Source organism: Halopseudomonas pachastrellae (genome assembly GCF_900114765.1).
GTDB classification, from domain to species: Bacteria; Pseudomonadota; Gammaproteobacteria; order Pseudomonadales; family Pseudomonadaceae; genus Halopseudomonas; species Halopseudomonas pachastrellae.
The window spans coordinates 15234-38759 of the sequence record NZ_FOUD01000025.1 but is presented as its reverse complement, the minus strand read 5'-3'; the positions used below and the strand labels follow the sequence as shown (position 1 = coordinate 38759).

Sequence of the window (23526 nt, the reverse complement as noted above, 5' to 3'; positions counted from 1 at the left end):
GCGTTTTGTCCAAGGCCTGCCCCGCTTTGCAGGGGATTGAGATGCCAGCCAGCGCAGCAGGTCCCTGTCCCGCATCATGGCTCGGGACCTCTGGCAGCCTCAAAGCTCGTCAACCCGGTAGTAAGGACCCACCGCCCCGACCGCTCGCTCGCCACCACATCGAAACCTGCACGCCATGCCACATTGCAAACGCTACCGTAAATTCCGCCCAGTCAACGCCGCAACCGGCCTCTGCCAGACGTGCTCGTATTTCATCAGCCAGCCGCAGACAGCAAACCCCACAGCGAGGGATGCGGAAAACACCCGACAGGATCAACACGTAGTGCCGTCACAACCACCGACTGGCTCCGCGAAAGTACTGCAAACGCGCCAAGGCGCTGAGCTGCTGGCCGCGTCTCGCCAGCTTGCTGGCATGAGAACGGCCCTGAGGAAGAGGGAAAAGGAACTCGCGCAGAGGGAGGAAACCGAAAAAGCACTGCGCCGTGAAAACCTCGAGTTAACACGCCGCCTGAACGCCGCGCAGAAGCAAAATCAATCACTACTGGAAAAGCTGGCACGATTAACGCTGGAAAGCAGTGACGTCACCGGGAATCATGTATTTGAGCCGAGCGACTACCGAACCATCGACGACTAGCCAGCCCTGGCACCTCACGTACAAGCGATGCTGAACCACGTTGAGCTGCGTGCCAACGCAGCCTCGCCGTTGTCAACGACTCCCGCCGCGGCCAATCGCCAGGGCCACCCCACCGAGAATCATCGCAGAGACGGCAATCGTCACCCCAGTTCGGACCTGGATACTGGAGCTGCAGTTCAACCAGCACCAGCGGGCAAAGTGCTCGCAGTTGTTAAACAGGATTTGGTACTTGTCTTCGTCCAGCCGTGACCGCGCACGCGTCACCACCTGAGTGCGGCTATAGGGTGCGCTGGGGTAGCGCACCACGCGAATGGCAGTATCGTCGGCAAAGCGCGCCAGCGGCACTGCACAGATGCGGGTGTCCTGCTGGCGGCGAAACAAGCCGTTGGACAGCCCCTTGTAATGCGCAACCAGACCGGCCCCAAGGTAGATGCCGTGGTGACTGTACAAACCGCGACTGACAACCAGATGATCACCCACCGTCAGACCGCAAGCCCTTGCGCCACTCGCATCACGCCAATCCCGCATACTCGGGCTTAACCGTTGTTTCACCATGCAATCTGCCCTCGTTAACGACTCACACCGTCACCCCGTTACCTCCGCATGGGTGCGAAAGAACGATGCAGGCACCACCTGCCTAACGGCCTGGCGCCCCCTCGCCCGGCCTGCTTTGGGCGACCCGTGCCGCTGCTTCCGCGTCGGCCGCCCGCCGGTGCTGGCGGTGCAGGAAAGCACCGAGGACCAGACCGGTAATCAAAAAGCTGAACTCTTTCATGCAGACCTCCAATGACCGTTGAAAACATAGGCAGAGCCCTGCTCCGACCTCGGTGAACACGACACTCCAACTGATGGGAAAAGACGCGTGTTGTTGTGCTGCAGCGATCTTCGCAACTCCTGAAGCACAAGTTGAAGCTGCCTAACTTGCCAGTTTGCGGCCGCTCAGACTTGCCCTACGCCGCCAAGCTTGCCAAGCGTCGAGAGGGCTATCCACCCCGTACTCTGCGCCCTCGTTCAGCACACAAGAGAGTTCAGCATGCGCGTCCTCACCCTCAAGCAAAGCCGCCGAATGCAGAAGTACATGCCCCAGGTATGGGTATTGCTGCGCGACAGCTATGCCCAAGTGCAAGGCGGCTGGCACTATGCAAGCGAGCAAGAGCTGCTGGATGACTCCCAGTGCTGGCGCTTGGTGATCCACAACGGCCAGGTTGCAGCTGCGGTGGTATACAAGGCAAAGAAAGGGCTGAAGCTGGTCGCCATGGGCGTAGACCGGACACTGAACGATATTGGCAAGCGCGGTCTGATTCGCATCATTCGTGCCGACCTGTCGCGTTGCTGGATGGAGGTATCCGAAGCAGCAGAGCGTTTTGTAATGCGCCACTGCAACGGTCAGCGTTACATGATCCACGGCAGTCTGGTGGCCGACCTGCTGGGCAAGCAGATCGACCCCGCTAACGATGCCTACCACTATCAGCGCGAAGTCTGCGGTTTCCGCAAGGAGAAGTTGCTCCTTGGCACACCGCTGCCCGCGTGACACTGGTCAATTTTCAAAGTTAAGAGGCACCATGACAGACAAACACATTTTGTATATCCACGGGTTCGCGTCCCGCGTTACTTCCAACCATCCAAAATATGCCGCCTTAGAAAAGATCGGCGGGGTGAGCGCAATTGCGCCTGACTACAGCCTTGGCAGGCCATATGTCGAACAACTTATACACGAGGCAATAACCGACAAAGGCGCGAACTTGTTGGTAGGCACCTCAATGGGAGGCTGGTTGGCTGCCAGAGCCGCCAGTCAGCATGCGCTGCCTTTCGTCGCTCTTAACCCCTGCCTGGAACCACAGGTGACACTTGCAAACCTAGGCAACGAGGCTGCCAGACACGCAGCGGCCAGCTATGACAACTTCAGCCTGAATGCCCGGGGATTGGTCATCGTTGAGCTGGGCGACGCACTGCTCGATTCCCGGGATACCGCAAGACACTTACGTCAAAGCTACCCAGTGATCATGCTTGAAGGTGGCTCGCACCAGTTCGAACAACTGGATCTTATGCTCGAACATATCACGTCATTTCTACAGACACCTGCGCCCTGAGCTGCGCCGATGCGGCAATTCTGCTAGCGAGTCAGGCCAGCCAAACCCTGTCCGCCAAGCTTGCGACGCCCCAAGTAGCCGAACAGCGGCAGATAGTTAACTCCGGATGACGTCAACCGGAGAAGCATCATGTCAACGCTGGTTCTGGACCACAGAGATCTGTCGCTGGACTACGAAAACGAATGCATACTGATACGCCAGCCACAGCAGCCACCCCGCAGCATTCCGCTTGGTCGTCTGGCCCGGATTCTTGTGATGCACTCTGTGCAGGTCACCACCCGCCTGATTGGCCAGTGCCAGCACCGGGGGGTGGACTTCATCGTGCTTAACGGGCGCCATCACGAGCATAGTTTCGCCGTGCTCGCCAGCCACCAGCGTCAAGCTGCACGACGCGTTCTGCAGTATCAGATCACCAGCAGTGAAGAACGTGCGCTACCGCTGGCAAAGCGTCTGGTGCGCCACAAGCTGGCGGTTACGCGCTACAGTCTATGGAGGCAGAGCGTCAACAGGGAAAGGCTGGCCTCTCTCAGGGGCTGCCAGCAGTCGGTACAACAGTGCACCAGCCTGCAACAACTCAGGGGCGTTGAGGGAAGCGCCCAACGAGAGACCTTCAAATGCTGGCGTGAACAACTCCCGCCTCAACTGGGATTCAACCGCCGCGAGCGCCGTCCGCCGCCCGACCCAGTCAACGCGATCCTGTCGCTCAGTTTTACACTGTTGTATCAGGAGGCCTCCCGCCAGAGTCTGGTTCACGGCCTGGATCCATGGCTCGGCATCTATCACCAGCTAACACCGGGACGATTGTCACTGGCCTGCGACCTGATGGAGCCCTTGCGCCCCCTGATCGAAGCGTGGGTTGTCCAGCTATTCTGCGAAGGAGAGCTGGATAACCGGCACTTTTCGACATCCACGCAGGGTTGCCGGCTTGGCAAACATGGTCGCGAGATCTACTACCGCCTCTGGCACGACCGGTTACCGCGCTGGTCAAGACGTTTAAGCGCCTATGCCGCCCTGCTAGCACACTACCTTGAGCAGACGCCCGATGCCTCCCAACACGGAGCAACCATGTGGAAAACTGGTACATGATCAGCTATGACATTCGCCATCCTCGCCGCCTGCAACGCACCCACCGGTTGCTCAAACGACACGCCAGCGCCCTGCTGGAATCGCTCTTTGTGTACTGGGGCCCCGCAAGCGATGTCGCACAGTTACGCACGCAACTTCTACGGGAGATCAGACCAGCCGAAGACGACCTGCTCATCTATCAGCTACGCAGTGACCGGGTTATACATCGCTGGGGCCGCGCCTGCCTGAGCGCTGGCCTCCATGACTTCAGCTTGCCAGCGCTGCATGAGTATCACGACAGCAATGCGTTCAACCTGCAGGTCAACGGCGGTATGCAGACTTGGTAATTGGCCATATCATCCTCACAGAGATCAGCACCGCGGTCTGCTGGAACTGAGCGTCGTGATAGCTGCCAATCTTGGCAAGCGCCATCAACGCATCCTCCCGTGTCAGGCTGACACAACGCTGAGTTCCACTGCAGGGACTGAACGTCGGAGTAACCGCCGACTCAACAGATAAGGAATACGATGAAAACACTCCTTCTAGCCGTCACCGGCATGTCACCGCAAGTGATTACGGAAACACTCTGGGCGATACACCACGAGCAGGGTGCATGGCCTGCCGAAATTCAGCTGATTACTACCAGCGAGGGCGGCAAGCGCGCCATCGACGGCCTGCTCACCCAAGGCCATTTGCAGCGCCTGTGCCACGAAATCGGACGACCGTTGCCGCTATTCGATGCAAGCCGAATTCATGTCGTGACCGGTGCTGAAGATCTGCCGGTAGACGATGCCCGCAGCCGTGAAGACCATGAAGCCCTGGCTGACTTCATCATGAGCAAGGTCGCCGAACTCGCCAACGATGACGCACTCCAGATTCATGCCTCGCTGGCTGGTGGCCGCAAGACAATGACCTATTACTTCGGCTACGCCATGAGCCTGTTCGGCCGTGACCAGGACTGCCTGACCCATGTGCTGATCAGCGAAGGCTACGAAAATCTGGAAGATTTCTACTACCCAAGCGCAAACCAGGCTCCGGTCACCAGTAGGGATGGCCGCAAGCTGGAAACGGCTGCCGCAGAAGTGGTACTCGCGGACATCCCGTTCGTACGCCTGAGCGACAGCCTTTCACCAGACATGCGCGACCTGGCCCGCTCTATCAGTTTTCGTCAGTTGGTCATACTGCTCAACATGGCCGCGCACCCCAACCAGATCCGTGTCGAACTGAACGTCGGTGAGCAGACGTTGACTGTCTTCAAGCGGGGCAGACCGGATGCGCTCACACATATAAAACTGGCTTCCAAACCGACCTTCGCATTGATGTGGGTACTCGTACAGGCACACATGGACGGCGATCATTCCCTGCAACGCCGTAATCTGGATAGTCAGGGCAATGAAGTACCGGACCGCGGCATGGCGTTGATGCTACTGGAGAAGCTTTATCCGATGTGCGGTCAGACGATCCCGGCAGGCTGTGTGCAGCTGGAGGCTCAGGTCGAAACACTGCAGGACTATGCAGAACTGAACGACGCCAATTTCCTGCGCACCTTGCAGACCCTGTCAGGCGGCGTGACCAGCAACTGGCTGACCCCTCAGATCAGCAACATCCGCAAGGCACTGCGCAATGCACTGCCTGACCCGCTGGCTGCTCTGCTGTCTCCGGCCCTGATGACCATGACGTCAGACGGCCAATTGGAAGACGCCAGCAAGAAGGACCTGAATCCGTCCTATCGTTTCCGGCTAAGCCCGGACCAATTCGTGATCAACGACATCTGACGGCACACGCTGCAACGGGGCAAGCGCATGGCACGCATTCTGATCGGCTACGACATCCACCAAAACGCTCGTCGACGTCGCGTGCTCAGACTGCTGCGAGCGCTAACGCCCTGCTATCAAAAATCTTTTTTCGATTGTGAGATTCCAACCAGTCAACTGCCGGCCCTGTTTGCTCAACTAACCGCACTGATGGATCCACATGAGGACGGTCTTATCATTGCCAGCCTGTACCCAGGCCACGAAACATCACTGGGGCAACGCTGGACTCACGGTGGCGACAGTCTGTTTTTGGTGAACTGATGATTCTTCAAAGGCGTAAATATAGCGACAAAGCAGATCAAATTTTAATCAACTTTTTGATCAAAAAACGATCAGCATTTTACGGGGTTCAAGCGCTTGATTTACTTGCAAAAAAAATAGCGTTAGAGTCGAAGGCCTGCCCCGCTTTGTAGGGGATTGAGACCAACCCAACGATCGGTATTGAAACAGCGACTCAGTCGAAGGCCTGCCCCGCTTTGTAGGGGATTGAGACAGGCTGGCTGCCAGCTGCGGTACGCGGTGAGGTCGAAGGCCTGCCCCGCTTTGTAGGGGATTGAGACAGAGCCATCAGGCTGTGCATTGTCTCCTCCGGCGTCGAAGGCCTGCCCCGCTTTGTAGGGGATTGAGACCTCATGGGAGCGAAGAAGTCCTCGTCCTGCATGGTCGAAGGCCTGCCCCGCTTTGTAGGAGATTGAGACATGTACAGATTGATGAACGCCTGTGCCTTCCAGTTGTCGTTGGGTCGAAGGCCTGCCCCGCTTTCCAGGAGGATTGAGAGTCCGACCCTCACGCTGCTGGCGGCGTGATAGGACAAAGGCTGTTCCTCGTGAAAAAAAACGATGGGCAACCGCCTGTAATTGCGGCAGCTCAAATGCCTACCGCCTGTCAGTAGCTACCTTCCTGAAGCCTTAAAGGCAGACGCCTTGCTACAGCCCACTATGCCCCGTACGCATGAAGATTCAGACAAGTTATTGCCCCTGCAGTCGAAGAGTAGCTCGCTGGGCGATAACAACGCGCACCCTATCTTCCCATTCCGACCCGGTATCGGGGTGTCTATGAGGACAGGTCAGCACCTGTGAAAAGGGGCGATGTGAAACCAGCGCTGTCATCTGTTCAGAAAGCCTGGCGTCGCGCCGGCGGCTGGTGGATTGCCATACTGGAAAGGTTAAACCTTCGCGGTTGATAACAAGCCTCACATGCCATACGAACCGCTCGTTACCTCAACCGCTGGCGCGAATCTCAAACGCCTGAAGGCTTGCGCCCATCTGACGCAGCTGGTCTGATGTGAGCTCACGGCCACGCCATTGCGACGGAACACAGAGACTCAGATGCAGGTACTGGGCACCGCGCGCGCATACCTCTGCCGCCTGATTGATCGGCAAGGTGCCCATAACAATATCGCCAGCCCGCAACTGCGCAAAGTCTTCCAAGTGGGCGACATGAATATCCCACTGGATACCCTGCTCACGCATCCATTGCTCTGCTCCGGGGTGGCGGCTGACAAAATAGCGCATTAAGTACCTGTATCAAAAAGCGGCTTTTAGGGGGGAGCGACGCTCACCCATAACCGGCTGGCGACCTGACCTGCAGCATCATGGCAGGCCGGTGACGGCCAGTGTCACGTGGCAAGCTAGCCACACAGCTCAAGCACCCGCGCAAATAACTGGAACGGCAGTGAGTTCCGGGCCCGGAACTCACTGCCGGGCGAATCAGCCCAGTGACTCCCGGAGCTTCTTGCAGATTTTCATGATCTTCTTGTTGTCGATTGCGCTCGCCTGCTCGACCAACCGGGCAAGTTCCTCACGCTCGGTGGCGTCCATATCCATCAGCGTATCCCATGCCCTGCGCAGCCCGTCATTGAGTTTGTCCAGCGCAGTCTTGCTTGCTCCCTGCAGGCACAACGACAGTTGCTCCCCAATATCAATAAGCAATGCTCGCTCGGCGGAGGCATCAGCCTTGAGGGCTTCAGCCTCCTGTTTGCGGCGCAGATTCTCAACATTGGCAGCAGCACTTTCCAGCTGCTGGTCGAACCTGTCTTCGAAGCGCACCGGCTCCGAGGTATCAAACGAGCGCGGCGGAGTAATCGGCTGAGCCGAATGGAACACGTCCACCGCCTCATCAATGTGCCGGGAGTGCTTGTAGGCCGAAAACTCCTTGGGCTCATGCAAATAGGTATATGCATGTGTACTGGCGGATGGCTTGGCATACTCCAACAGTGCCTGCAGCGGGCCACTCGCCTCCCAACCAGTAGCGACCCCAGCTGCGCACACCACACTGTCCATTAATACCGCAAAGCTCTGACGACAAGCTTGGAGGTACACCTGCCAGTCGTGCTGAAGCACCTCTCCCGTGTTAGGTCTCAGACGCGCGGAGTCAATTTCGATACTGACCTGACCGTAACCAAGCGGCTTACCCATACCCAAACCATGGCGCAATTCCGCTCGCCCACCAAAGTCCAGCGCCCACAACAATGCGCCCAGCTCAACCTGACGCAGGTTGTGGAAGCGTATACGCCCCTGAAAACGGCTGCCTTCTTCAACCGACTCCAAGCGCACCCTGACCTTGTTGCCAGCCTTGGCCGATAATGCAGCGTGTTCAAGGGGGCGGGCGGGGTAGCGCTTCCAGCCGGCCAGTTCAGCATCGGCGTCCATCAACGTCTTGTACTGCTGCGTCGCCCCCTGGCGTATGTACGCTGGATAAAAGGTGGGCTTCGGGCCGTTGAGAATCACAGGCGCACCAAGTTCACAGCAAAGCCCGCGATCCTCAGCGAATGCCATGCCGATATTGATTCGGCCACGCAGAGGGGCGCTCTCGTCCGCTCCAAGCGTACCAAACAGCAGGTCTGGTAAATCGGGGCGCTGATACTTCAGGTGTTCACTGTGGGTATGAGTAATAGCCTGGTGCAGGCTGTGGGTATACGGCAGCTTGTACATGAATGCCAGGCCTAGCGACTCCACCGCATCACCATTGGCATGGTAGAAAACGGGGATACCACGTTCCAGCCGCCCGCCTTTCAGTTGCCTGAGCCAGAAAGCCCACTCATCCGAGGCTTCATGGATCTGACTGAATCCAGCCATAACTTGGGGCGGGACGGCCAGTTGGCCTGATTGTTCGTCATAAAAGACAAACTCGTATTTCTTCGCCGTTTTACCAGCATCATAGGCAGGGCCGGGCTGCCCCGTGACGACCAGACTCCCTTCGTTGGGAGCGTTGCGTTCAGGTTTGGCCAGAAGTTGATTCTGCCCCTTGGCCGAAGGTTCGGTTGCAAAGCACAGCCGAGGCAACAGCCCGATCAGGGCATACCGGTCGGAGGAACTTTTAGCTGCTTTCCATTGCGCCTTTTTGTCTTCACCCAGCCACTTTACCAGCGCCTCTTGGTGCAGACGTGCAAAGCGGCACGGCCGAATACTCCAACGCCCCCTTTCATAGGTAAGCCAGCCCGCACTGGAGGGTCTGCGCACCATGGCTCTACAGTAGAAATTCTTGCTGTCACTGATATCCCTTACGCCAAGGTGGTGGTCCTCAACCTGCCTGAAACGCGCAAAACTGGCTATCTCAAGCACGTTACGCAACATACCCTTGAGGCTGCTGCCCGGAATCGCGGCCTCCCCTTCCGGCGTGCGATAAAAATAGACCTCGCCCGGCGCTTGCTGAGACGCGGGCTTCTGTTCCCCTCCGACGCACAGCCGGGTATGCGCCGTGATACAGTAGGACAATTCGCCGCTGACACCGTCGGCAAAGGGCATGTCGTGGCTGACCAGATCTGCCCAATCGGGCAGCATGACCAGCGCAGAAAGTGGTACAAAACGATAGGGGGCAGTCAACTGGCTCATACCGGGGACTCCTCAAACGAACGCAGCACCGCTGCACGACACTCAGGGGCGTTATCCTCTCCAGCCTGCCAGAGCTGCCAATACATCAGCTGACGGCCACGTTGCACTGCAAGATGCCTAACCACCCGTGCGAGATGAGTCGGCTCCTGCTCATCAAGATTCACATCATGACGATCCAGCTGCCAGCGCCCGCGCGGAAGACTGGATAGCTGCCAACAGGTATCACCGGCGAACAACTCGGCTGCCAAGGGTGGCGTATGCGCCGCAAGCTGAACCTGTTGCTTATTTAGCCAGACAACCTCTCCCGCGGTTTGCAACCAGCCGCTGACCGGCCCAAGGGCCTGCAGGGTGTGCATGAGCTTGTCCAGGGTAAGGGTGTCACACTGATGCGTGCTGCGCACCGGAAGCCAGCGCCGGGCGAGATTCACCTCTGGCAACACCGCAAGGTCAGCCAGCCAGTTTTTGACGTTGTTCATTCGCTCGCCTCCATTGCGTTAAGACCTACCCATGCACCGCCATCGGACCACTGCGGTCCCAGACCCGTGTCGTCGGAGAACACCCCCAGTCCGCGGCTGCCTCCGGCACCCAGCGGGAGCCAGCCTGCGGCCAAATCCTCCAGGGTGAGCTGCAACGCCTGGCGCATGGTTGCCGTCAGGCTGTCGTGCCGCTGCGAATCAATCACTTCAATGCGCAACGTCACCGGAGTGCGCCAGAGCACTTCCTCACTGAACAAGGCACCGCGAATCACGCCTCCGGTGTAGCGATCAATCCGGTTGTGCATCAACACACCGGCCCTGCCCTCACCCAATTGCAGATCGCTGAACGCCAGAATGCCAGCTCGGCCTTCGTCCTGATCGCTGTAACCCAGCAACGCCCGCACTGCAGGACACGAATCCGGTTCCGGGTCCATCCCCATGCCAGCGAATTCCGCGTTCAGGCAACGATAATGAAACGCCAGACGATGGCGAATTGCCCCTTTCAGCGCAGACCCGGGCAGCAGGTGCCAGCGCTCCGTCAAACATCCGCGATCACCCTGCCATACCACCGCAGGCTCATGTTGCGGCAGCAAGTCAGGCATCTTGACGTGAGAATACAACGAGCGCTCGCCTCCCCCGACACGCCATCCGGACTCGGCTCGCAGCTGCAACACGACTTCGAGCGCAGAACCGGCAGCTCCGATCTTCAGCTGCAAACCGGTGTGATCCGAACGGCTGCGCGGCCGGGCAAGATAGCCCTGACGACCTTGCGCCGTGCGCAGATCCCAGGCTCCATGCAGCAAAGCAACAACTTCAAAGCGGCCGGCGCCATTGCGGGTGCCGTGTCCAATACGCAAGCAACGGCCAGTCAATTGAGCTAGCAGGCTCTCCCAATCCGAAACAGATTGCTCTGATCCATCGCACCAGTATCCCAGCCAACTGGTATAACGAACGCCCGCGGGAACGAGGGTCTGATCAAACTTGCCATTGTCCTTCGCTGCACCACGGTGATTCAAACGCACCCGCTGACGAACAATCGGTTTGTCATCCACCAGCCGAGCAAGCAGCTCATCGCCTTGGACATCGACCAGCCCTTCGGCAACAGGCTTGTTATGGCTATTGTGAACAAGTCCCCAAGCGATCGTCAGCCAGGACGCCTGGGCGTCGTCTCCCGCTTGGCCAAACAACCGAGCCGCAGCAACCTCACCGTGCTCACTGGTAAAATCATGCCTGAGTACACCGGCAAGACTGGTACCAGGCAACGCTGGCAGGCCGTTGGCGTCGCGAACCAGCAGCACATCATGTGTGTTATCGCCCTGTCCGCTATGCACCCCGTGAGCGGATGCGGCCTGCAATGTCAATTGGGCCATACGATAAATCGGTCTTGCCGCAATCATGTCCGCTCTCCCTGTCTACCTTCACAGCACCGCTGCCAGACGGGCTGCAACCCCAGTACAGCGAGGTGCCCAACGACTCTATCTAGGGCAACCCCTTGCGCAAGCAGTTGCTCCAACTGGGTGCGCAACCAATTGCCCAGCGTGGCCTCCGGGTCTGGCCCAAAGGCAGTTTGCCATCCGCTGCGTTCTCGCAGCACTCCCGAACCCTCATCAACCAGCGCCACCAGCAACTCTGCAGGTCGATTTCGGAACCCATTCGACAGCTCACGTAATCGCCCCCACTGACTTCTGCCCGGTGCACTTTCCAGCGGTTGCGCGGGAGCCACTGCCAGCCAAATCCGCGCGTCACGAACCCTGGCACACAGGCCGGCAAACAATCTCTCAGCGTGTTGCTGCCCATTCAAATCACCTGCGCGGGCAGCAACACGCTGCTGCAACCGCCTGATCAGCGGCGTATCCGGGGCAGCGAAGATAGCTTCCTGCGCAGCAGCGGCTTCACGAGCCGCGGTAAACACCGGCCGCGACCCAAGCAGCATCGGAGGGTTTACCCAGACTTGGCCAAGCCCCGCTTCAATATGCATCCCGATACCGGCTTCCAATGTCGCCAACTGATCCTCTGACAAGGGGGCAGTCAGTTGATAGCGAAGCACCGAGCCGCGGCTGATGACCTGACGTTCAGGGTCGTGGTGCCGCCGCCAGGCGTTCCATACGCTGTAACGGCGTGCTCGTAGGAAACTGCGCTCCGGCAACCATCTACTGCCAGTTGGCAGCCCAAGGAGCTCCGGTAGCGGCTGCAAGGCGGGCTGCCCCTGGTTCAACAGTTGCATATCGCTGAGCAACCAGAGCACCAGCTCATGGTTCTCTCTACTGTCCCTTGTGGGCGAGGGGCCAGCGTCGGGCAGGACGCGAACACGCGCTTTGCCGAACTGCGCACTGCGCGAGCGCCCCAGCCGCGCCGGACCTGTCAGGCTGGTAACCAGTTTCTGAATAACGGTCTCATCCAGGCCGCCATCGGTCGACAGACTGAAGCGAAAACGCTGCCCCGCCTCCAGCGCCTGGTAGCCAAACAGTTGGCCCTCAGCCGCCATCGCGCTAGCGCGATCAATTGCGGTTTTCATGCTGTATTGCCGACCAGGAATTACGCTGACACCATCCATGCAAACGTAACCTCCCCGCAGCTGCACCGGCTGGCGGTCTACTTCGGCGGACAGCACTGAGGGGTCAAACAGCGCATCGGCCCTGAAGCAACCATCAGCTATCGGCGAGTCGCCCTTGAGATAGTGCCAACACAGCGGCACTGGCCAAGCAATCTGGTCGTTGGTTGCAGGCAGGGCATCGCCGAAGCGAACCTGACCGCTGTGAAACAGCAACCAACTCTGATCTGCCGGCAGCTCGGCGTAAAGACGAGAAGCAGCCAAACCAAGGAACAGGGAGCCAGGCAAATAATCCAGCGACTGATGCGCGCCTGCCGTTGCTGACTGTTGGCTGATGATGACAGGCTGCAGCAGCTCGACCTCAAAATTGAATGTTGTCATCAGATCACCTCCTCAGCTCTGGCCAACAGCGACAGCTGTGCCTCACCCAGACCACGTGTGCGGCCGGCACCAATGGCGTCCACCAACGATAACGACGCCTCAACCGCCTGCCACACCCGAGCGTCTGTCAGTACCTGCCGTTGCTGCTCTCGCCGCTCACTCTCCAGGGCAGTCAGTTCCAGCGAGACCGGGGCAAACAACACCATCGGCAACGCCACCTCGGCACCACGCAGGCTCCCTGCCTTGGCGCCGCCGGAATCCTCTATCGCCGTCGAAAACAGCTGCTCAAACAACGCCTCTCGCAAAGCAGCCTGCTGCGGCTGCGCCAGATAGCCCCGCTCCGCCTGGCTGAGTGTTGCATCACCAATTATCAGCATCCCTGGCCAAGTGCTAGCGCGCTCGTGTTGCTGACTGACACTGCCAAACAGCAATTCGTCCAGAGTGGCACACGGGCCTTCGGGGAGCACATTGTCAGCAAACCAGCCCCAAGCCTCCGCACGGGCCAGCGCATGGCGGATAACACCCTTGAGTTGCCGCCCAGGCAGGAAAGGCAAACCATCGCGATCTCGCTCGCATAGGCTATCAAGGTGATATCCGCTGCTGCGCCCACCGCCTGCTCGCCAAAAACCGGCAAGTTCCAAACGTATCGACCGCTGGCTGTCAGACATCTTGTTCTCCTGTTTCCCTTTTCTTTCCCTGAATACTGCGCAACGCCAGCAGATCATCAATTGGCGAGTAACGATGCTCCCCACATGAAAACGGCAGCACCTGATCCACATCGCCGATCAGCCGTTCAAGCGACTGATCAAATAGGGCGAGGTCGGCTGCAGCCTGTTTCTCAGCAAGCTCGCGCCAACGCAGATAGGCTTGGGAAGCCAGAGTCAGGGATCCTCGCAGCAACGTTGCGACCTCACGCAAAGGGCGGTCATTCAGGCCGCCGGAAAAACTGTCCAGAAGGGCGAGCAGATCATCCAGAACAGGCAATCCGTTACCTGCGTGCAAGCCATAAACGCCCAGCGAGCAATCCAGCGTACGATCCCCGTCGGCAATTCGATGATTACGCTCGAAGAGTGCCTGCGCGTCGTCGATCAACGTTTCCTGCACCTTGTGCCAGGCAATACTGGAAGGAATCTCACCGCCATGCGCTGCGCGCCTTGAGTGTGCCTTCGCTCTTTTACAGAGGCTCTCGGCCAATTCATGCCCACTGCGGAAGGGTTGCCCTGCCTTCATGAAGCAGACGCCGGCGCACGCAGTCAGCCGCTCCGGAAGCTCGGCGGCAAACTGCTTGAGACCTGACTGCTCAAACGCGGCCGCCAGCTCATTTAACGCATCTCGACTGTGTCTTTCAAACGCATCGATCCAGGCAGACACAAATGGTAACGCCAGGTCAGCGCGGGTAATCAGCGTCAGGTCGTCCCCGCCCAGAATCAGTGGTCGAGCTGGCATAACGCCCTGCTCCGCATGGGGACGCAGCACATCACGGCTTGCTTCATCAGTAGCCTGAAGCGTAGCCCTAGTGACCAGCTCCGAGAATTGACGATACAGGCGCACATAAACCTCGTCGTCGGCGTCGCTACAGGCCTTGGCGATAAGTCTGAGCAGTTCACCCAATCCGTTACCATCCGCGTGAACCAGGCCGATCAGACTACTGTTGCCTAACGGGAAACGGGTAAGTTGCGGCGCATCCTGCTCAAAGTTAACCGGCCAGATCGCCTCCTCCGACATGAAACGCGCCGTCAACTGACGGTTGTCTTGAGGACGCTCAAAGCTCCGCTGACGCAGGGTCGAGGCATCCAGCGCCTCGCCGTGGAGGCTCGCCACGGCCGCTAGCCCGGTCCGAGGCGCTCGCTCAGCGAGCGGACCTGGACGAGGGAAATCGCCCTGTAATCTATTACGCTGCAGGCGCAGTGCGGCGAGCCCGTGAGCGATCGTCTCTCGAGCAGAGCTACCGCTGACGACGACATCAACTACCTCTAGCCCGGGCACCCATTCGGCACAAGCCAGGCGCCACACAGCCTGCAGTCGCCGTGCGTCGTGTTCGTTCTTGAAAAGCAGGTAGAAGCTACCGCCAGCCTGGCGCACTACTCTGGGTCTCAAGTCCAGCGCATCCAGCGTCTGATCAAGATATCCCTGTTCGCTACAAAGATAATCCAGCAACTCACTTCCATTGAGCATGTCCCTTAGTTTGCCGCTGGCAAACAGAAACGACTGAATGCCCCGCGCCTCAAACAAATATCCGTGCAACATCCTGTTAGTCCTCGATACACAGACGCGCGCCGGGCGCGTCAACGAATTGAATGCTGTAACCGCCCAAACCGAACGATGTTTTACCGCCGATGTGCAGCCACTGGCCCAAAACCAGTGCCTGCAGCAGGTCCTCACTTAAACTCCCGTGCACAAACACCCGTCCGATCACGCCCGAAAGCGGCATGTTTCTGCCCTGCCGGTTGCTGTGGCGCGAAAAGTGAACATCCTCAAGAAACGTCTGACATTCCAGTTGCTCAGCTTGGGCGAGCCAGGTCGACAGTGGCGCAAGCGGCAACGCAGGAACACCATATAGGCGATGGGTCAGTTCCAAACGGCGATGCAATGCGTGAAGTAATGCAGCCAGATCGACCTCGCCGGCTGAAAGCTGCCTGGCTCGAGCCCCAGGTTGCTTATGCTTTAACAGCACAGGTGTCTCGAATCGCCAGCAAAGTAAGCTGCCCCGACCAAACACGGGCAACCTGGTCTCGCGCTGGCTCACAGTTATCTTGGCCCCGACTCGCTCAACCCCTAAACCATGAGTGGCAGCGTGCTGCCATGCTGTGAGTACCAGCTCACTTTCTGCGCTAGTTACCCCCATGAGAGTCATTCCAAACCGGAAATGCCGCTGCCCGAGCGCACTCCCAAAAGGTGGCGGCGTGATGACAAAGGCAGGAGGACAATCGGAAAACCGTTTCGGCCAGCCATGCGGTGGGCGCGGTTCAAATATGCCCACATACCGGCAATCAGCCGAATGAGGCTGTTGACCGCAGCATGCAGTGGCCAGCAACCCATGACCGAACATGCCACGCAGTGTCGATCCGAGGTGCGGTAAGCCGCGCCATAGCTGAGTGCATTGCACCTCGAACATCAAGCGCAATGGCTCTGGACTGGGCGCGGAGGAAGAGTCAAAAACCGAAGTCACAAAGTTCCTTTTATACGAAAGCGGCGTCCAAACATCGCACCAACCTATTACAAGGCGCCAGCTCTAAAATCTTCTTCGCTAAGCGTCTGCAGTGCAAGCAGCAATTCGCCACTGTCCACGCCTTTTGCTTCGGCGACTGCAGTCGCCAATGTCACCTTCACAGCAAAAAGCAAAGGCAACGCAGACCGGCTCCCCACATCTAAAATTCGCATTGATAGACTTTCACTTGCCGTCATCAAAACCGTTCAGATAATCCGCCAGCACATCGCCGTGACAAGGCGCTGGCTTGCAAAAACACCCAAGTCGCTTGCCAGCCAGTTCGTGTACCCGCCTTGGGTCGATATTCAAGAACTTGTCGTAAGTGAAGTCGTAGGCGTATTTTCGAATAACCTCTTCTCGGCTTTCGCCTTCCGCGAATGTCGCGTGGGGATTCCCCCAATAGGACCCGCGTCCAATGTATTCGTAGCCGGCATCGCTACGACGCTGCTGATAACTTGGCTCGCGCTTGATGTTGACCACCCGGGTTAGCGGAGTTTTAACCCAACGCATGGCCACGCCATTGTCTGCCAGCCAGGTACGCTCCTCGACAAACTCCTCACCGTCATCAAAAACAATGGCATGGGTAATCTGGCCAGCCTCTAACGAGTCCAGTCGGGCCAGCCTCTTCACCTTCCCGTCCGGAACCTGCAACTGTTCGATGAACCCACGAGGATCATCCAGATAGGCCAGGGTAAATCCGGACAGATTGCGCGTAAGCCCGATAACCTTACGAACAAACTTGCTCTGCGAAGCGAACAACGCCGGATAGAGAATCAACACAATCGGCATCAGTAGAGGTGCTCCACGCTCACGGGCTCGTCCCAGCACATGCTCAAGTACTCCACAACCAGGCGGCGATGGCATTGATGTGGCAAATGCTCACTGCATAGGAGACATCCATCCGCCAATTGCGCTGGGCGAATCAAGTGTTCTATCCGCCGTGTTGCCATAAGATCGAGAAATCGCGCCTCATACTCCCCCCAGGAAATATCCTTGTTTCGGTAGGCTCCAAGTAGCGGCTTTGTCGGCGCCATCTCGGGCATTTCCATATATTCCGCCTGACAGAACTCACGGAGAAAAAACGCGAGATCGTCCCGTTTGGCGAACCCAGCCAACTGGGAGTGATTATTCAAACGCACATCAATCAACGTCTTCACCCGCCCTTCACCGAGCAGGGAGAAAAACTGCTCAGCGCTTTTCCGGGTAAAGCCAATGGTAAAAATTTTCATCCGTAAGTCCTGTTCAGATAGCCAGTGTAATCGATGACAGCCGCGCCCAGAATGTAGCGATTGCCATCCTTCCAGACGGGAGACAGACTTAGAGTCAAACAGTAACGGTCACCATGATTCAGGCGACGTTCTACAACGTGGCCTACAGCATGGGGGAATTGATTTTTGAATACTCGAGTGAGCGCCGGCTCAGTGACAGGAATCCCGCTGTAGCGTCGACCTTCGTGCGTGAATGCCGCACTGATGCGCCGCTTAATACCAGTCGAACTTTCGTTGAGCTGCAGAGAAAAAACCAGATCAGCAGGGGCAATCAGCCTCAGCGACCCGCTGGCGCCAACAGGCGTATCTGCCGCGACCTGATCATCCCGCAAAGTACGAGCGTCATGCCAGATGCCACCATGCTCGTGAGCAAACCGCTGTAGCAAAACCGGTTTTTGAACGCAGCCACTGACAGACATGTCATGCGCGGGTACGAGCCAATTCTCGGGCTGCATTGCCGTCGGCGCGTGCACCATACCGTCCAGAGTTACAATGTCCAGTACTGAGACAGACGCACAAAGCTCGTGCGGAATCGCCCCTGTCATGGAGCCGTCAGCTTTCGGCAGTACCGGGCGAATCCAGTTATGCGTAAGCATCCGTGAGCCGGACTGAGTGCGAGTCAATTCGAGGCCGGCGATACAGAACCCGCCTTCCTTCCATGACTTGGCCAGCACCAGAATGTCCTTGCGCATATATCGTCTCTCGATCTAAACGAGAGCCGAGTCTAGGGACACTATGCACCGAGCAGCGCCTGCCAACCTTGGCACTTTCAGTCCACCCTGTCACCAAGAAAACAGAGTGAACGCGCTTCGACTGCACTAAGAATCAGACGCTTAAGTAATATGAGCACCGCGACGCAGGCTGTCGTGCTGCAACGCTAAGCTAACGGACAATCCATTCCAGACAAGGACGCCATCTTGAGCGACTCTAAAACGACCCTGCAGCGGACGCAAAACAGCGTGCCTACGCCAACGCATTAAACTCCCGTCATGCGGCAGCAATGAAGCTGAAGGTTGAGCAAGCCGAAACGGAAGTGGTAGTGGCTGCAGCAGCTGCAGGCGCGCTGGCTGCGGTACCTACCCCCTTTCCAGATGCGGTAGGCCTGGTGCCGATTCAGGTCGGTATGCTGGCAAAGATCGGCATTACCTTCGGCATGGAAATCAGCACCACCGCCCTCACCACCCTCGTGACATCCACTCTGGGTGCAGATGCGGCAACGCTGATCGGACGAACCCTGGTGACCGGCCTGTTGAAGATGGTCCCCGGTGCAGGCAGCGTCGCCGGAGGAACCATTGCGGCCGCCACTGCATCGGCTCTTACCGAGGCCCTCGGCAGCGCTTACATTTCCGTACTCACCCGCTTCGTCAAAGAGAATCCCGGCAAGGAGCTGAATATGACACTTATAGCTATGGAGCTAAGGAAACGAATTTCATTGTAATTGGATCCATTGAAGCCACACCTCCGGGTGTGGCTTCTGCACTTCTCTTGCCTTTGCGACAAAATTGGTCGTACACCTAGCATAAACTGTGGGCTGTCACTGAAGGAGTATGAGAATGAATCAGCAGGCAAGTGTCGTATCACTGATCAGCCAGCTCATCCCGGCTCAGGCCACCCTGGCCCCAGACTTTCAAGCCGGACTCCCAGGCGCGATAGCGCCCTATGGTACCTGTTCAATTCGCGACAAGGGCGCGCAGTGGCCCGGCAGCCTGCAAACACTCACAGCCAAGCTGCCCATCCATCAGGTAGCGAGCGAGTCAGACGTCCATGACCTGTACCAACACCTGCGCCAGGCTGCCCTTGGCTACGATGCGGAAGCGCTGAACGATCTGGGCTGGATGTGGATTACCGGCACGCACCTAAAAAGGAACAGCGCGCTAGGACTCCAAGTGCTGCAGCTTGCCGTAGAGCAAAACTCCGCCGAGGCTGTGTTCAACCAAGCCGAGCACCTTAGCCACCGATCCAGAGATACGGAGGATTTGAGCAATGTGATATCTGCTTACGTCGAGGCCTTTCGATGCGCACGAAACAACGCACTTAGAGGGCTGATCGCCAACACCCTCGCAGAACTACATGAGCACTGTATCGTCGGCGGCAAGCCAGACCACGATGAGGCGATTGCTTGGTACCGAGTCGCAAATGAGTGCGGCGACCCTTGGGCAGTTGTTAACATCTGCATACTCATGCTCAATAGCGACTCGCCTGCTTTCAACTACGAGCGTGCGTTCCACGAGCTACAGTGCGCTGCCCTTCATGGCAACCGCGCCGCCACAGACTACCTGATTGAGCTGTACGACGGTGACTGGTGGGGCCCACTGCCGCCAGACGATGCCTATGGACGGATGAAAGCGTTCTGGATCAATCTGGCACAGGAGCAAAAACTGGCAGACCTAAAAGCATGCGAGAGCAAAACATGACACGCTCTTGCTTTGCCAACAAGCAACTGCCAGGTTCACTCAGCGCGCAGCCATTTGACCTAACTGCTCCCCTGCACCAATAAAACACAGCCAAGACAAGCTGCATCCAACAAAATGCGGACTCAGCAAAACCAGAATTTCTGGCTCTGCACCAGTCGGCGCATATAGCGCAGACCGCACCTTCTCAAGCGACCTGATGCGCCAGCCTACGGGCGCTTCCACCACGACGATGTTTCGTTGAATGTTTCGCCAGCAAGACTCGTCAATGCGTTCGTGTAAGGTTGTCAGCGCACCCTTGGTCGACACCGACCAAGCATGTTCGCCCACACCTACCAGGCCATCAGCGATCCAGCTAAGCTCATCACTGCAATTAACCGCAAGGCTTGCATGCTCTGTAGACAGATAAAAACGAGCCCAGAAGCTGGCCGCCTCCTCTAGCGAGCGCCAAGCATAGCTGCGTACCCCAGACGGCACGGGAGGCGCATTCCGCCCAACAAAGTGAGCATGCACAATCCCTGCGCACGGCAAGAAAAGGTCTAGCTCAGCCGCACTATCCGATGCATCAATCAGCACATGCAGCTCATCGTAGCCAGCGGCCTGGAGCTTACCACCCGCTGATTTCGCAAGCTCAAAGCGAAACCGCCCCCCGACCCTCTGCATCGCGGTTTTCAACACATCGCGATACCACTGGACTCTGCGCAAAAAAATTTCCGCCAGCTTTTCATTGCAAGCAAAAACCCCAATCCTGTAACCCAGTTGCGCTGCAGCTCTGTGCTCGACGCATTCATCTGCGGGGCTCACCCTACTCGAACCGGGCTATTGATGCAGCGATACCCAGGGTATTGCGCTTCAGCCGTGACCTTGGCCATCTGGGCGTTCTGCGCCTGCACCTGAAAACTGAAGTTGGCCGACGGTCCAGCCTTGGGGTCAACTCTTTGCAAAAAGACCTTGTACGTAACCATTTCCACCTCGCTGCAATACAGTAGCTGAACAGAATAGCCGCCAGCTGCGACAGATTTCGTCGCAGCTACCCAATACAATTCAGTCCACCACCGCGACTTGCATGGAGAGCCAGGCCGATGAATTACACCACCGTTCTAAACCAGGTCATCAGTATCGTTAACAGGGCGGGCAACCGCTTGATAGCCGAGTGGCAACGACCTGACGGCCCCCGCGGCTTCTATGACAAGGCCGACGTGGACACTGAGATCGAATGCGAGTTGCGTCCGGCACTGCTAGACCTTCTAGCGTGTGACTTTTGGGGCGAGGAAACCGGCTCTAAGCTCACCGGCAACCAACACTGCTGGGTGGTCGACCCTAACGACGGAACGGCAGACTTTCTGAAAGGTTTGAAAGGGTCCGCCATTTCAGTTGGCCTGCTCAGTAAAGGCCGTCCGGTCCTTGGCGTAGTCTATGCGCCGGTAAGAGCCGCCGGTGGGCCCGACTGCATCGCCTGGGCAGAAGGCATGAAGACGATCTACCGCAACGGCGCACAGCTTGCCTCGTCGCTCGCCAACGCCAGCCTGACGCCCAAGTCGCGGGTAATGGTCAGCAGCGCCGCGAGCAGGAAACCGGCCATTAACGCGGAGCTATGCGCACCAGCATCCCCCGCTCCTACAACCAGTATCGCGTACCGACTAGCAGCAGTTGCCGCCGGAGATGCCGTAGCCGGGGTGTCGCTGGTCACCACTGCTGCTCATGACGTATTGGCTGGGCACGCCATCTTGCGCGGCGCCGGCGGCGTGCTACTCGACCAGAATGGACACGAAATCACCTACGGTAGCCGATCCGACCTGGAGGTCACGTCTAGGCGTTGCTTTGGTGGCGCCCTAGACGCCTGCAGGGAACTCGCCAACCGAGACTGGGACCGTGTTTTTCAGAAAAACGTTTGAGCACTCGTTTTTCCATTGAAAGCCTTGCCGGTACGCTGTGGCCGCAACCTTGGAGCAAGATAAAGGTTCGTCGCTATGCGACTAGGAACAAGAGCTAGGCAAAAGCGCGACAAGCTGTGCCCACGGCAGAAAGCACGGCTTGGAAGGAGGCTAGTCCCTATCGACAGGGCTGACGATATCCATGGCCCACGGTGGCCTGCTTAGGCTATCGTTATCGGAAGAGGTCTAATCGAAACATCTTCTCTGGAAATCCACATGCCGCAAAACAACGACCTGGATAAACGCCGTGCGAATGTACTCCACGTTCAGGCGAGCAACTCTCTCACGAGATCGCCATTCTCAAGCGGCACAAATTCGCCAAGCGCAGTGAGCAAATCAGCCCGGCGCAAGACAGCTTGCTGGATGACTTGCTCAACACCGACCTTGAGGCTATCGAGGCAGAGCTGAACGCGCTCCGGCCTGAGCCTGCAGCAACCTCATCGCGCCAACAGCCCAAGCGCGCTCCGCCACCATCCCAGTTCCCTCGTACGGTCTTCCGCCATGAGCCGGAGAGCACACTGTGTGCCTACGGGTGCCAACTTCAGCGCATCGGCGAAGATGTGAGCGAGAAGCTGGATTACACACCTGGCGTGTTTACCGTCGAGCAACATGTGCGTGGGAAATGGGCCTGCCGTCAGTGCGAAACACTGATCCAGGCGCCTGTGCCGGCCCAGGTGATCGACAAGGGCATTCCCACCGCCGGCTTGTTGGCCCATGTAATGGTGGCCAAGTTCGCGGACCACTTGCCGCTGTATCGCCAGGAAAAGATCTTTGGCCGTGCAGGCTTGGTCATATCGCGTTCGACGTTGGCGCAGTGGGTAGGCCAAACCGGCGTGCAGCTCCAACCCTTGGTGGATGCATTGCGCGAGGCAGTGCTAGCTCAGGACGTTGTACACGCCGATGAAACACCGGTGCAGATGCTGGCACCCGGAGAGAAGAAAACACACCGGGCTTACGTCTGGGCCTACTGTACTACGCCGTTCTCGGCACTGAAGGCTGTGGTCTATGACTTCAGTCCCAGCCGTGCTGGCGAACATGCGCGTAACTTCCTGGACACCTGGAACGGCAAACTGGTCTGCGATGACTTCGCAGGCTACAAGGCCGGCTTCGAGCAGGGCATCACCGAAATCGGCTGCATGGCGCATGCACGGCGCAAGTTCTTCGACCTGCATGTGGCAAACAAAAGCCAACTGGCCGAACAGGCGCTGCACTCGATTGGCGGGTTATATGAAGTCGAGCGGCAAGTCAAAGACCTGAGTGACGAGGATCGCTGGCGAATACGCCAGGAAAAGGCCAAGCCCCCTAGCCGACACCTTGCATACCTGGATGCTGGCTCAGCGCGAGCTTGTGCCTGAAGGCTCAGCCATCGCCAAGGCGCTGGACTACAGTTTGAAACGCTGGGTAGCGCTGACGCGCTACCTGGATGATGGCGCTGTGCCCATCGATAACAATGCAGTCGAGAACCTGATCAGGCCGTGGGCGCTTGGCAGGTCAAACTGGCTCTTCGCAGGATCGTTGCGCAGCGGTAAACGCGCGGCTGCAATCATGAGCCTGATCCAGTCGGCTCGCATGAATGGCCATGATCCGTATGCCTACCTCAAGGACGTACTAGCGCGGTTGCCGACGCAGAAGGCTAGCGAGATCGAGCAACTACTGCCCCATCAGTGGATGCCGGGCTGATCGGCGCAAGGTGTATTCCCCGGACGCTTACATCGGACAGGCATCTTCGTTTCCACCTAGTGACCCGAGTTCTCACACACAGCTAATCAGCTGTAGCCCAGTAATCACGCGGCGTCCGGCTCAATATATGGAACGATTTGGGGTCACTCGATATGTGGAAAGATTTGGGGCCCGCTGATCG

The 23526-nt window shown here is 58.0% G+C and carries 24 protein-coding genes, 1 pseudogene and 1 CRISPR repeat array; of the genes and pseudogenes, 11 read left to right on the top strand and 14 right to left on the bottom strand.

The features are described 5' to 3' along the window. Positions 1-175: 175 nt before the first annotated feature. A complete protein-coding gene (locus tag BM116_RS17225; protein ID WP_139057011.1) occupies positions 176-634 on the top strand; it encodes a hypothetical protein in 459 nt (152 codons plus the stop codon). A gap of 72 nt (positions 635-706) precedes the next feature. On the opposite strand, the gene BM116_RS17220 is transcribed toward BM116_RS17225, so the two are convergent. Next, positions 707-1114 carry a lecithin retinol acyltransferase family protein gene (locus BM116_RS17220; protein ID WP_169847307.1) on the bottom strand — a complete coding sequence of 136 codons (408 nt, stop codon included), beginning with the start codon at positions 1112-1114 and terminating at the stop codon, positions 707-709. A 157-nt stretch (positions 1115-1271) separates the two neighbouring features. Beyond that, positions 1272-1409 (bottom strand): hypothetical protein, encoded by a 138-nt coding sequence (locus BM116_RS18915; protein ID WP_169847308.1) that lies wholly within the window; start codon positions 1407-1409, stop codon positions 1272-1274. A gap of 258 nt (positions 1410-1667) precedes the next feature. On the opposite strand from BM116_RS18915, the gene BM116_RS17215 reads away from it, so the two are divergent. The 6 genes from BM116_RS17215 (at position 1668) to BM116_RS17190 (ending at position 5864) form a co-directional block, all read left to right on the top strand. Beyond that, the gene (locus tag BM116_RS17215) at positions 1668-2165 is read left to right on the top strand and encodes a hypothetical protein (protein WP_139057012.1); all 498 of its coding nucleotides are present in this window, start codon (positions 1668-1670) and stop codon (positions 2163-2165) included. Positions 2166-2196: 31 nt separating this feature from the next. Next, positions 2197-2724, top strand: coding sequence for a YqiA/YcfP family alpha/beta fold hydrolase (locus tag BM116_RS17210; protein ID WP_169847309.1), 528 nt, complete (start codon positions 2197-2199; stop codon positions 2722-2724). A 129-nt stretch (positions 2725-2853) separates the two neighbouring features. Then, on the top strand, positions 2854-3810 hold the full coding sequence (gene cas1, locus BM116_RS17205; RefSeq protein ID WP_083728517.1) for a CRISPR-associated endonuclease Cas1: 957 nt from the start codon (positions 2854-2856) through the stop codon (positions 3808-3810). Next, entirely contained in the window at positions 3792-4136 is a 345-nt protein-coding gene (locus tag BM116_RS17200; protein ID WP_139057013.1) for a CRISPR-associated endonuclease Cas2, read from the top strand. The genes cas1 and BM116_RS17200 overlap by 19 nt, the downstream gene beginning before the upstream one ends. A 180-nt stretch (positions 4137-4316) precedes the next feature. Continuing rightward, positions 4317-5564, top strand: a complete 1248-nt coding sequence (csm6, locus tag BM116_RS17195; protein WP_083728519.1) for a CRISPR-associated ring nuclease Csm6 — start codon at positions 4317-4319, stop codon at positions 5562-5564. Positions 5565-5591: 27 nt separating this feature from the next. Further along, a complete protein-coding gene (locus BM116_RS17190) occupies positions 5592-5864 on the top strand; it encodes a CRISPR-associated endonuclease Cas2 (protein ID WP_083728520.1) in 273 nt (90 codons plus the stop codon). Between the two features lie 127 nt (positions 5865-5991). Next, positions 5992-6301: a CRISPR direct-repeat array (repeat unit 36 nt; unit sequence GTCGAAGGCCTGCCCCGCTTTGTAGGGGATTGAGAC). A gap of 522 nt (positions 6302-6823) precedes the next feature. Here the strand turns inward: BM116_RS17190 and csx16 are convergent. The 11 genes from csx16 to BM116_RS17135 form a co-directional block, all read right to left on the bottom strand. Next, positions 6824-7117 carry a CRISPR-associated protein Csx16 gene (gene csx16 / locus BM116_RS17185; RefSeq protein ID WP_083728521.1) on the bottom strand — a complete coding sequence of 98 codons (294 nt, stop codon included), beginning with the start codon at positions 7115-7117 and terminating at the stop codon, positions 6824-6826. 195 nt (positions 7118-7312) lie between these two features. Beyond that, complete coding sequence (locus BM116_RS17180; RefSeq protein ID WP_083728522.1) at positions 7313-9436, bottom strand: TIGR03986 family type III CRISPR-associated RAMP protein; 2124 nt, start codon at positions 9434-9436, stop codon at positions 7313-7315. Continuing rightward, complete coding sequence (locus BM116_RS17175; protein ID WP_083728523.1) at positions 9433-9912, bottom strand: hypothetical protein; 480 nt, start codon at positions 9910-9912, stop codon at positions 9433-9435. Before BM116_RS17175 ends, BM116_RS17180 begins: the two co-directional genes overlap by 4 nt. Beyond that, positions 9909-11309 (bottom strand): RAMP superfamily CRISPR-associated protein, encoded by a 1401-nt coding sequence (locus BM116_RS17170; protein ID WP_083728524.1) that lies wholly within the window; start codon positions 11307-11309, stop codon positions 9909-9911. Before BM116_RS17170 ends, BM116_RS17175 begins: the two co-directional genes overlap by 4 nt. Continuing rightward, positions 11306-12844, bottom strand: a complete 1539-nt coding sequence (locus tag BM116_RS17165; RefSeq protein ID WP_083728525.1) for a hypothetical protein — start codon at positions 12842-12844, stop codon at positions 11306-11308. Before BM116_RS17165 ends, BM116_RS17170 begins: the two co-directional genes overlap by 4 nt. Further along, the gene (locus BM116_RS17160; RefSeq protein ID WP_083728526.1) at positions 12844-13512 is read right to left on the bottom strand and encodes an RAMP superfamily CRISPR-associated protein; all 669 of its coding nucleotides are present in this window, start codon (positions 13510-13512) and stop codon (positions 12844-12846) included. The genes BM116_RS17165 and BM116_RS17160 overlap by 1 nt, the downstream gene beginning before the upstream one ends. Continuing rightward, positions 13505-15091: a hypothetical protein gene (locus BM116_RS17155; RefSeq protein ID WP_083728527.1), complete on the bottom strand. Its 1587-nt coding sequence runs from the start codon at positions 15089-15091 to the stop codon at positions 13505-13507. Before BM116_RS17155 ends, BM116_RS17160 begins: the two co-directional genes overlap by 8 nt. A gap of 4 nt (positions 15092-15095) precedes the next feature. Continuing rightward, the gene (gene cas6, locus BM116_RS18910; protein WP_169847310.1) at positions 15096-15590 is read right to left on the bottom strand and encodes a CRISPR system precrRNA processing endoribonuclease RAMP protein Cas6; all 495 of its coding nucleotides are present in this window, start codon (positions 15588-15590) and stop codon (positions 15096-15098) included. Positions 15591-16235: 645 nt separating this feature from the next. Further along, positions 16236-16841 (bottom strand): DUF4326 domain-containing protein, encoded by a 606-nt coding sequence (locus BM116_RS19220; RefSeq protein ID WP_083728529.1) that lies wholly within the window; start codon positions 16839-16841, stop codon positions 16236-16238. Beyond that, the gene (locus tag BM116_RS17140) at positions 16841-17281 is read right to left on the bottom strand and encodes a DUF488 domain-containing protein (RefSeq protein WP_083728530.1); all 441 of its coding nucleotides are present in this window, start codon (positions 17279-17281) and stop codon (positions 16841-16843) included. Before BM116_RS17140 ends, BM116_RS19220 begins: the two co-directional genes overlap by 1 nt. Then, positions 17278-18012 (bottom strand): dual OB domain-containing protein, encoded by a 735-nt coding sequence (locus tag BM116_RS17135; RefSeq protein ID WP_083728531.1) that lies wholly within the window; start codon positions 18010-18012, stop codon positions 17278-17280. Before BM116_RS17135 ends, BM116_RS17140 begins: the two co-directional genes overlap by 4 nt. Before the next feature lie 308 nt (positions 18013-18320). On the opposite strand from BM116_RS17135, the gene BM116_RS17130 reads away from it, so the two are divergent. Beyond that, positions 18321-18758, top strand: coding sequence for a DUF697 domain-containing protein (locus BM116_RS17130; RefSeq protein WP_083728532.1), 438 nt, complete (start codon positions 18321-18323; stop codon positions 18756-18758). Positions 18759-18873: 115 nt separating this feature from the next. After that, entirely contained in the window at positions 18874-19734 is an 861-nt protein-coding gene (locus BM116_RS17125; protein WP_083728533.1) for a sel1 repeat family protein, read from the top strand. A gap of 39 nt (positions 19735-19773) precedes the next feature. On the opposite strand, the gene BM116_RS17120 is transcribed toward BM116_RS17125, so the two are convergent. Further along, positions 19774-20535 (bottom strand): hypothetical protein, encoded by a 762-nt coding sequence (locus BM116_RS17120; RefSeq protein ID WP_083728534.1) that lies wholly within the window; start codon positions 20533-20535, stop codon positions 19774-19776. 278 nt (positions 20536-20813) lie between these two features. Here BM116_RS17120 and BM116_RS17115 point away from each other — a divergent pair, with 278 nt between their 5' ends. Next, positions 20814-21626, top strand: coding sequence for an inositol monophosphatase family protein (locus BM116_RS17115; RefSeq protein ID WP_083728535.1), 813 nt, complete (start codon positions 20814-20816; stop codon positions 21624-21626). Positions 21627-21937: 311 nt separating this feature from the next. Then, a pseudogene (gene tnpC / locus BM116_RS17110) lies at positions 21938-23345 on the top strand (IS66 family transposase); the annotation flags it as partial. Positions 23346-23526 lie beyond the last annotated feature (181 nt).

Bases quoted from the DNA above. Each gene is read 5' to 3' on its own strand.
- BM116_RS17225 (WP_139057011.1), top strand. From the start codon at position 176: ATGCCACATTGCAAACGCTACCGTAAATTCCGCCCAGTCAACGCCGCA.
- BM116_RS18915 (WP_169847308.1), bottom strand. From the start codon at position 1,409: ATGAAAGAGTTCAGCTTTTTGATTACCGGTCTGGTCCTCGGTGCTTTC.
- BM116_RS17215 (WP_139057012.1), top strand. From the start codon at position 1,668: ATGCGCGTCCTCACCCTCAAGCAAAGCCGCCGAATGCAGAAGTACATG.
- BM116_RS17210 (WP_169847309.1), top strand. From the start codon at position 2,197: ATGACAGACAAACACATTTTGTATATCCACGGGTTCGCGTCCCGCGTT.
- cas1 (WP_083728517.1), top strand. From the start codon at position 2,854: ATGTCAACGCTGGTTCTGGACCACAGAGATCTGTCGCTGGACTACGAA.
- csm6 (WP_083728519.1), top strand. From the start codon at position 4,317: ATGAAAACACTCCTTCTAGCCGTCACCGGCATGTCACCGCAAGTGATT.
- BM116_RS17190 (WP_083728520.1), top strand. From the start codon at position 5,592: ATGGCACGCATTCTGATCGGCTACGACATCCACCAAAACGCTCGTCGA.
- csx16 (WP_083728521.1), bottom strand. From the start codon at position 7,117: ATGCGCTATTTTGTCAGCCGCCACCCCGGAGCAGAGCAATGGATGCGT.
- BM116_RS17180 (WP_083728522.1), bottom strand. From the start codon at position 9,436: ATGAGCCAGTTGACTGCCCCCTATCGTTTTGTACCACTTTCTGCGCTG.
- BM116_RS17175 (WP_083728523.1), bottom strand. From the start codon at position 9,912: ATGAACAACGTCAAAAACTGGCTGGCTGACCTTGCGGTGTTGCCAGAG.
- BM116_RS17170 (WP_083728524.1), bottom strand. From the start codon at position 11,309: ATGATTGCGGCAAGACCGATTTATCGTATGGCCCAATTGACATTGCAG.
- BM116_RS17165 (WP_083728525.1), bottom strand. From the start codon at position 12,844: ATGACAACATTCAATTTTGAGGTCGAGCTGCTGCAGCCTGTCATCATC.
- BM116_RS17160 (WP_083728526.1), bottom strand. From the start codon at position 13,512: ATGTCTGACAGCCAGCGGTCGATACGTTTGGAACTTGCCGGTTTTTGG.
- BM116_RS17155 (WP_083728527.1), bottom strand. From the start codon at position 15,091: ATGTTGCACGGATATTTGTTTGAGGCGCGGGGCATTCAGTCGTTTCTG.
- BM116_RS19220 (WP_083728529.1), bottom strand. From the start codon at position 16,841: ATGCCGATTGTGTTGATTCTCTATCCGGCGTTGTTCGCTTCGCAGAGC.
- BM116_RS17140 (WP_083728530.1), bottom strand. From the start codon at position 17,281: ATGAAAATTTTTACCATTGGCTTTACCCGGAAAAGCGCTGAGCAGTTT.
- BM116_RS17135 (WP_083728531.1), bottom strand. From the start codon at position 18,012: ATGCGCAAGGACATTCTGGTGCTGGCCAAGTCATGGAAGGAAGGCGGG.
- BM116_RS17130 (WP_083728532.1), top strand. From the start codon at position 18,321: ATGAAGCTGAAGGTTGAGCAAGCCGAAACGGAAGTGGTAGTGGCTGCA.
- BM116_RS17125 (WP_083728533.1), top strand. From the start codon at position 18,874: ATGAATCAGCAGGCAAGTGTCGTATCACTGATCAGCCAGCTCATCCCG.
- BM116_RS17115 (WP_083728535.1), top strand. From the start codon at position 20,814: ATGAATTACACCACCGTTCTAAACCAGGTCATCAGTATCGTTAACAGG.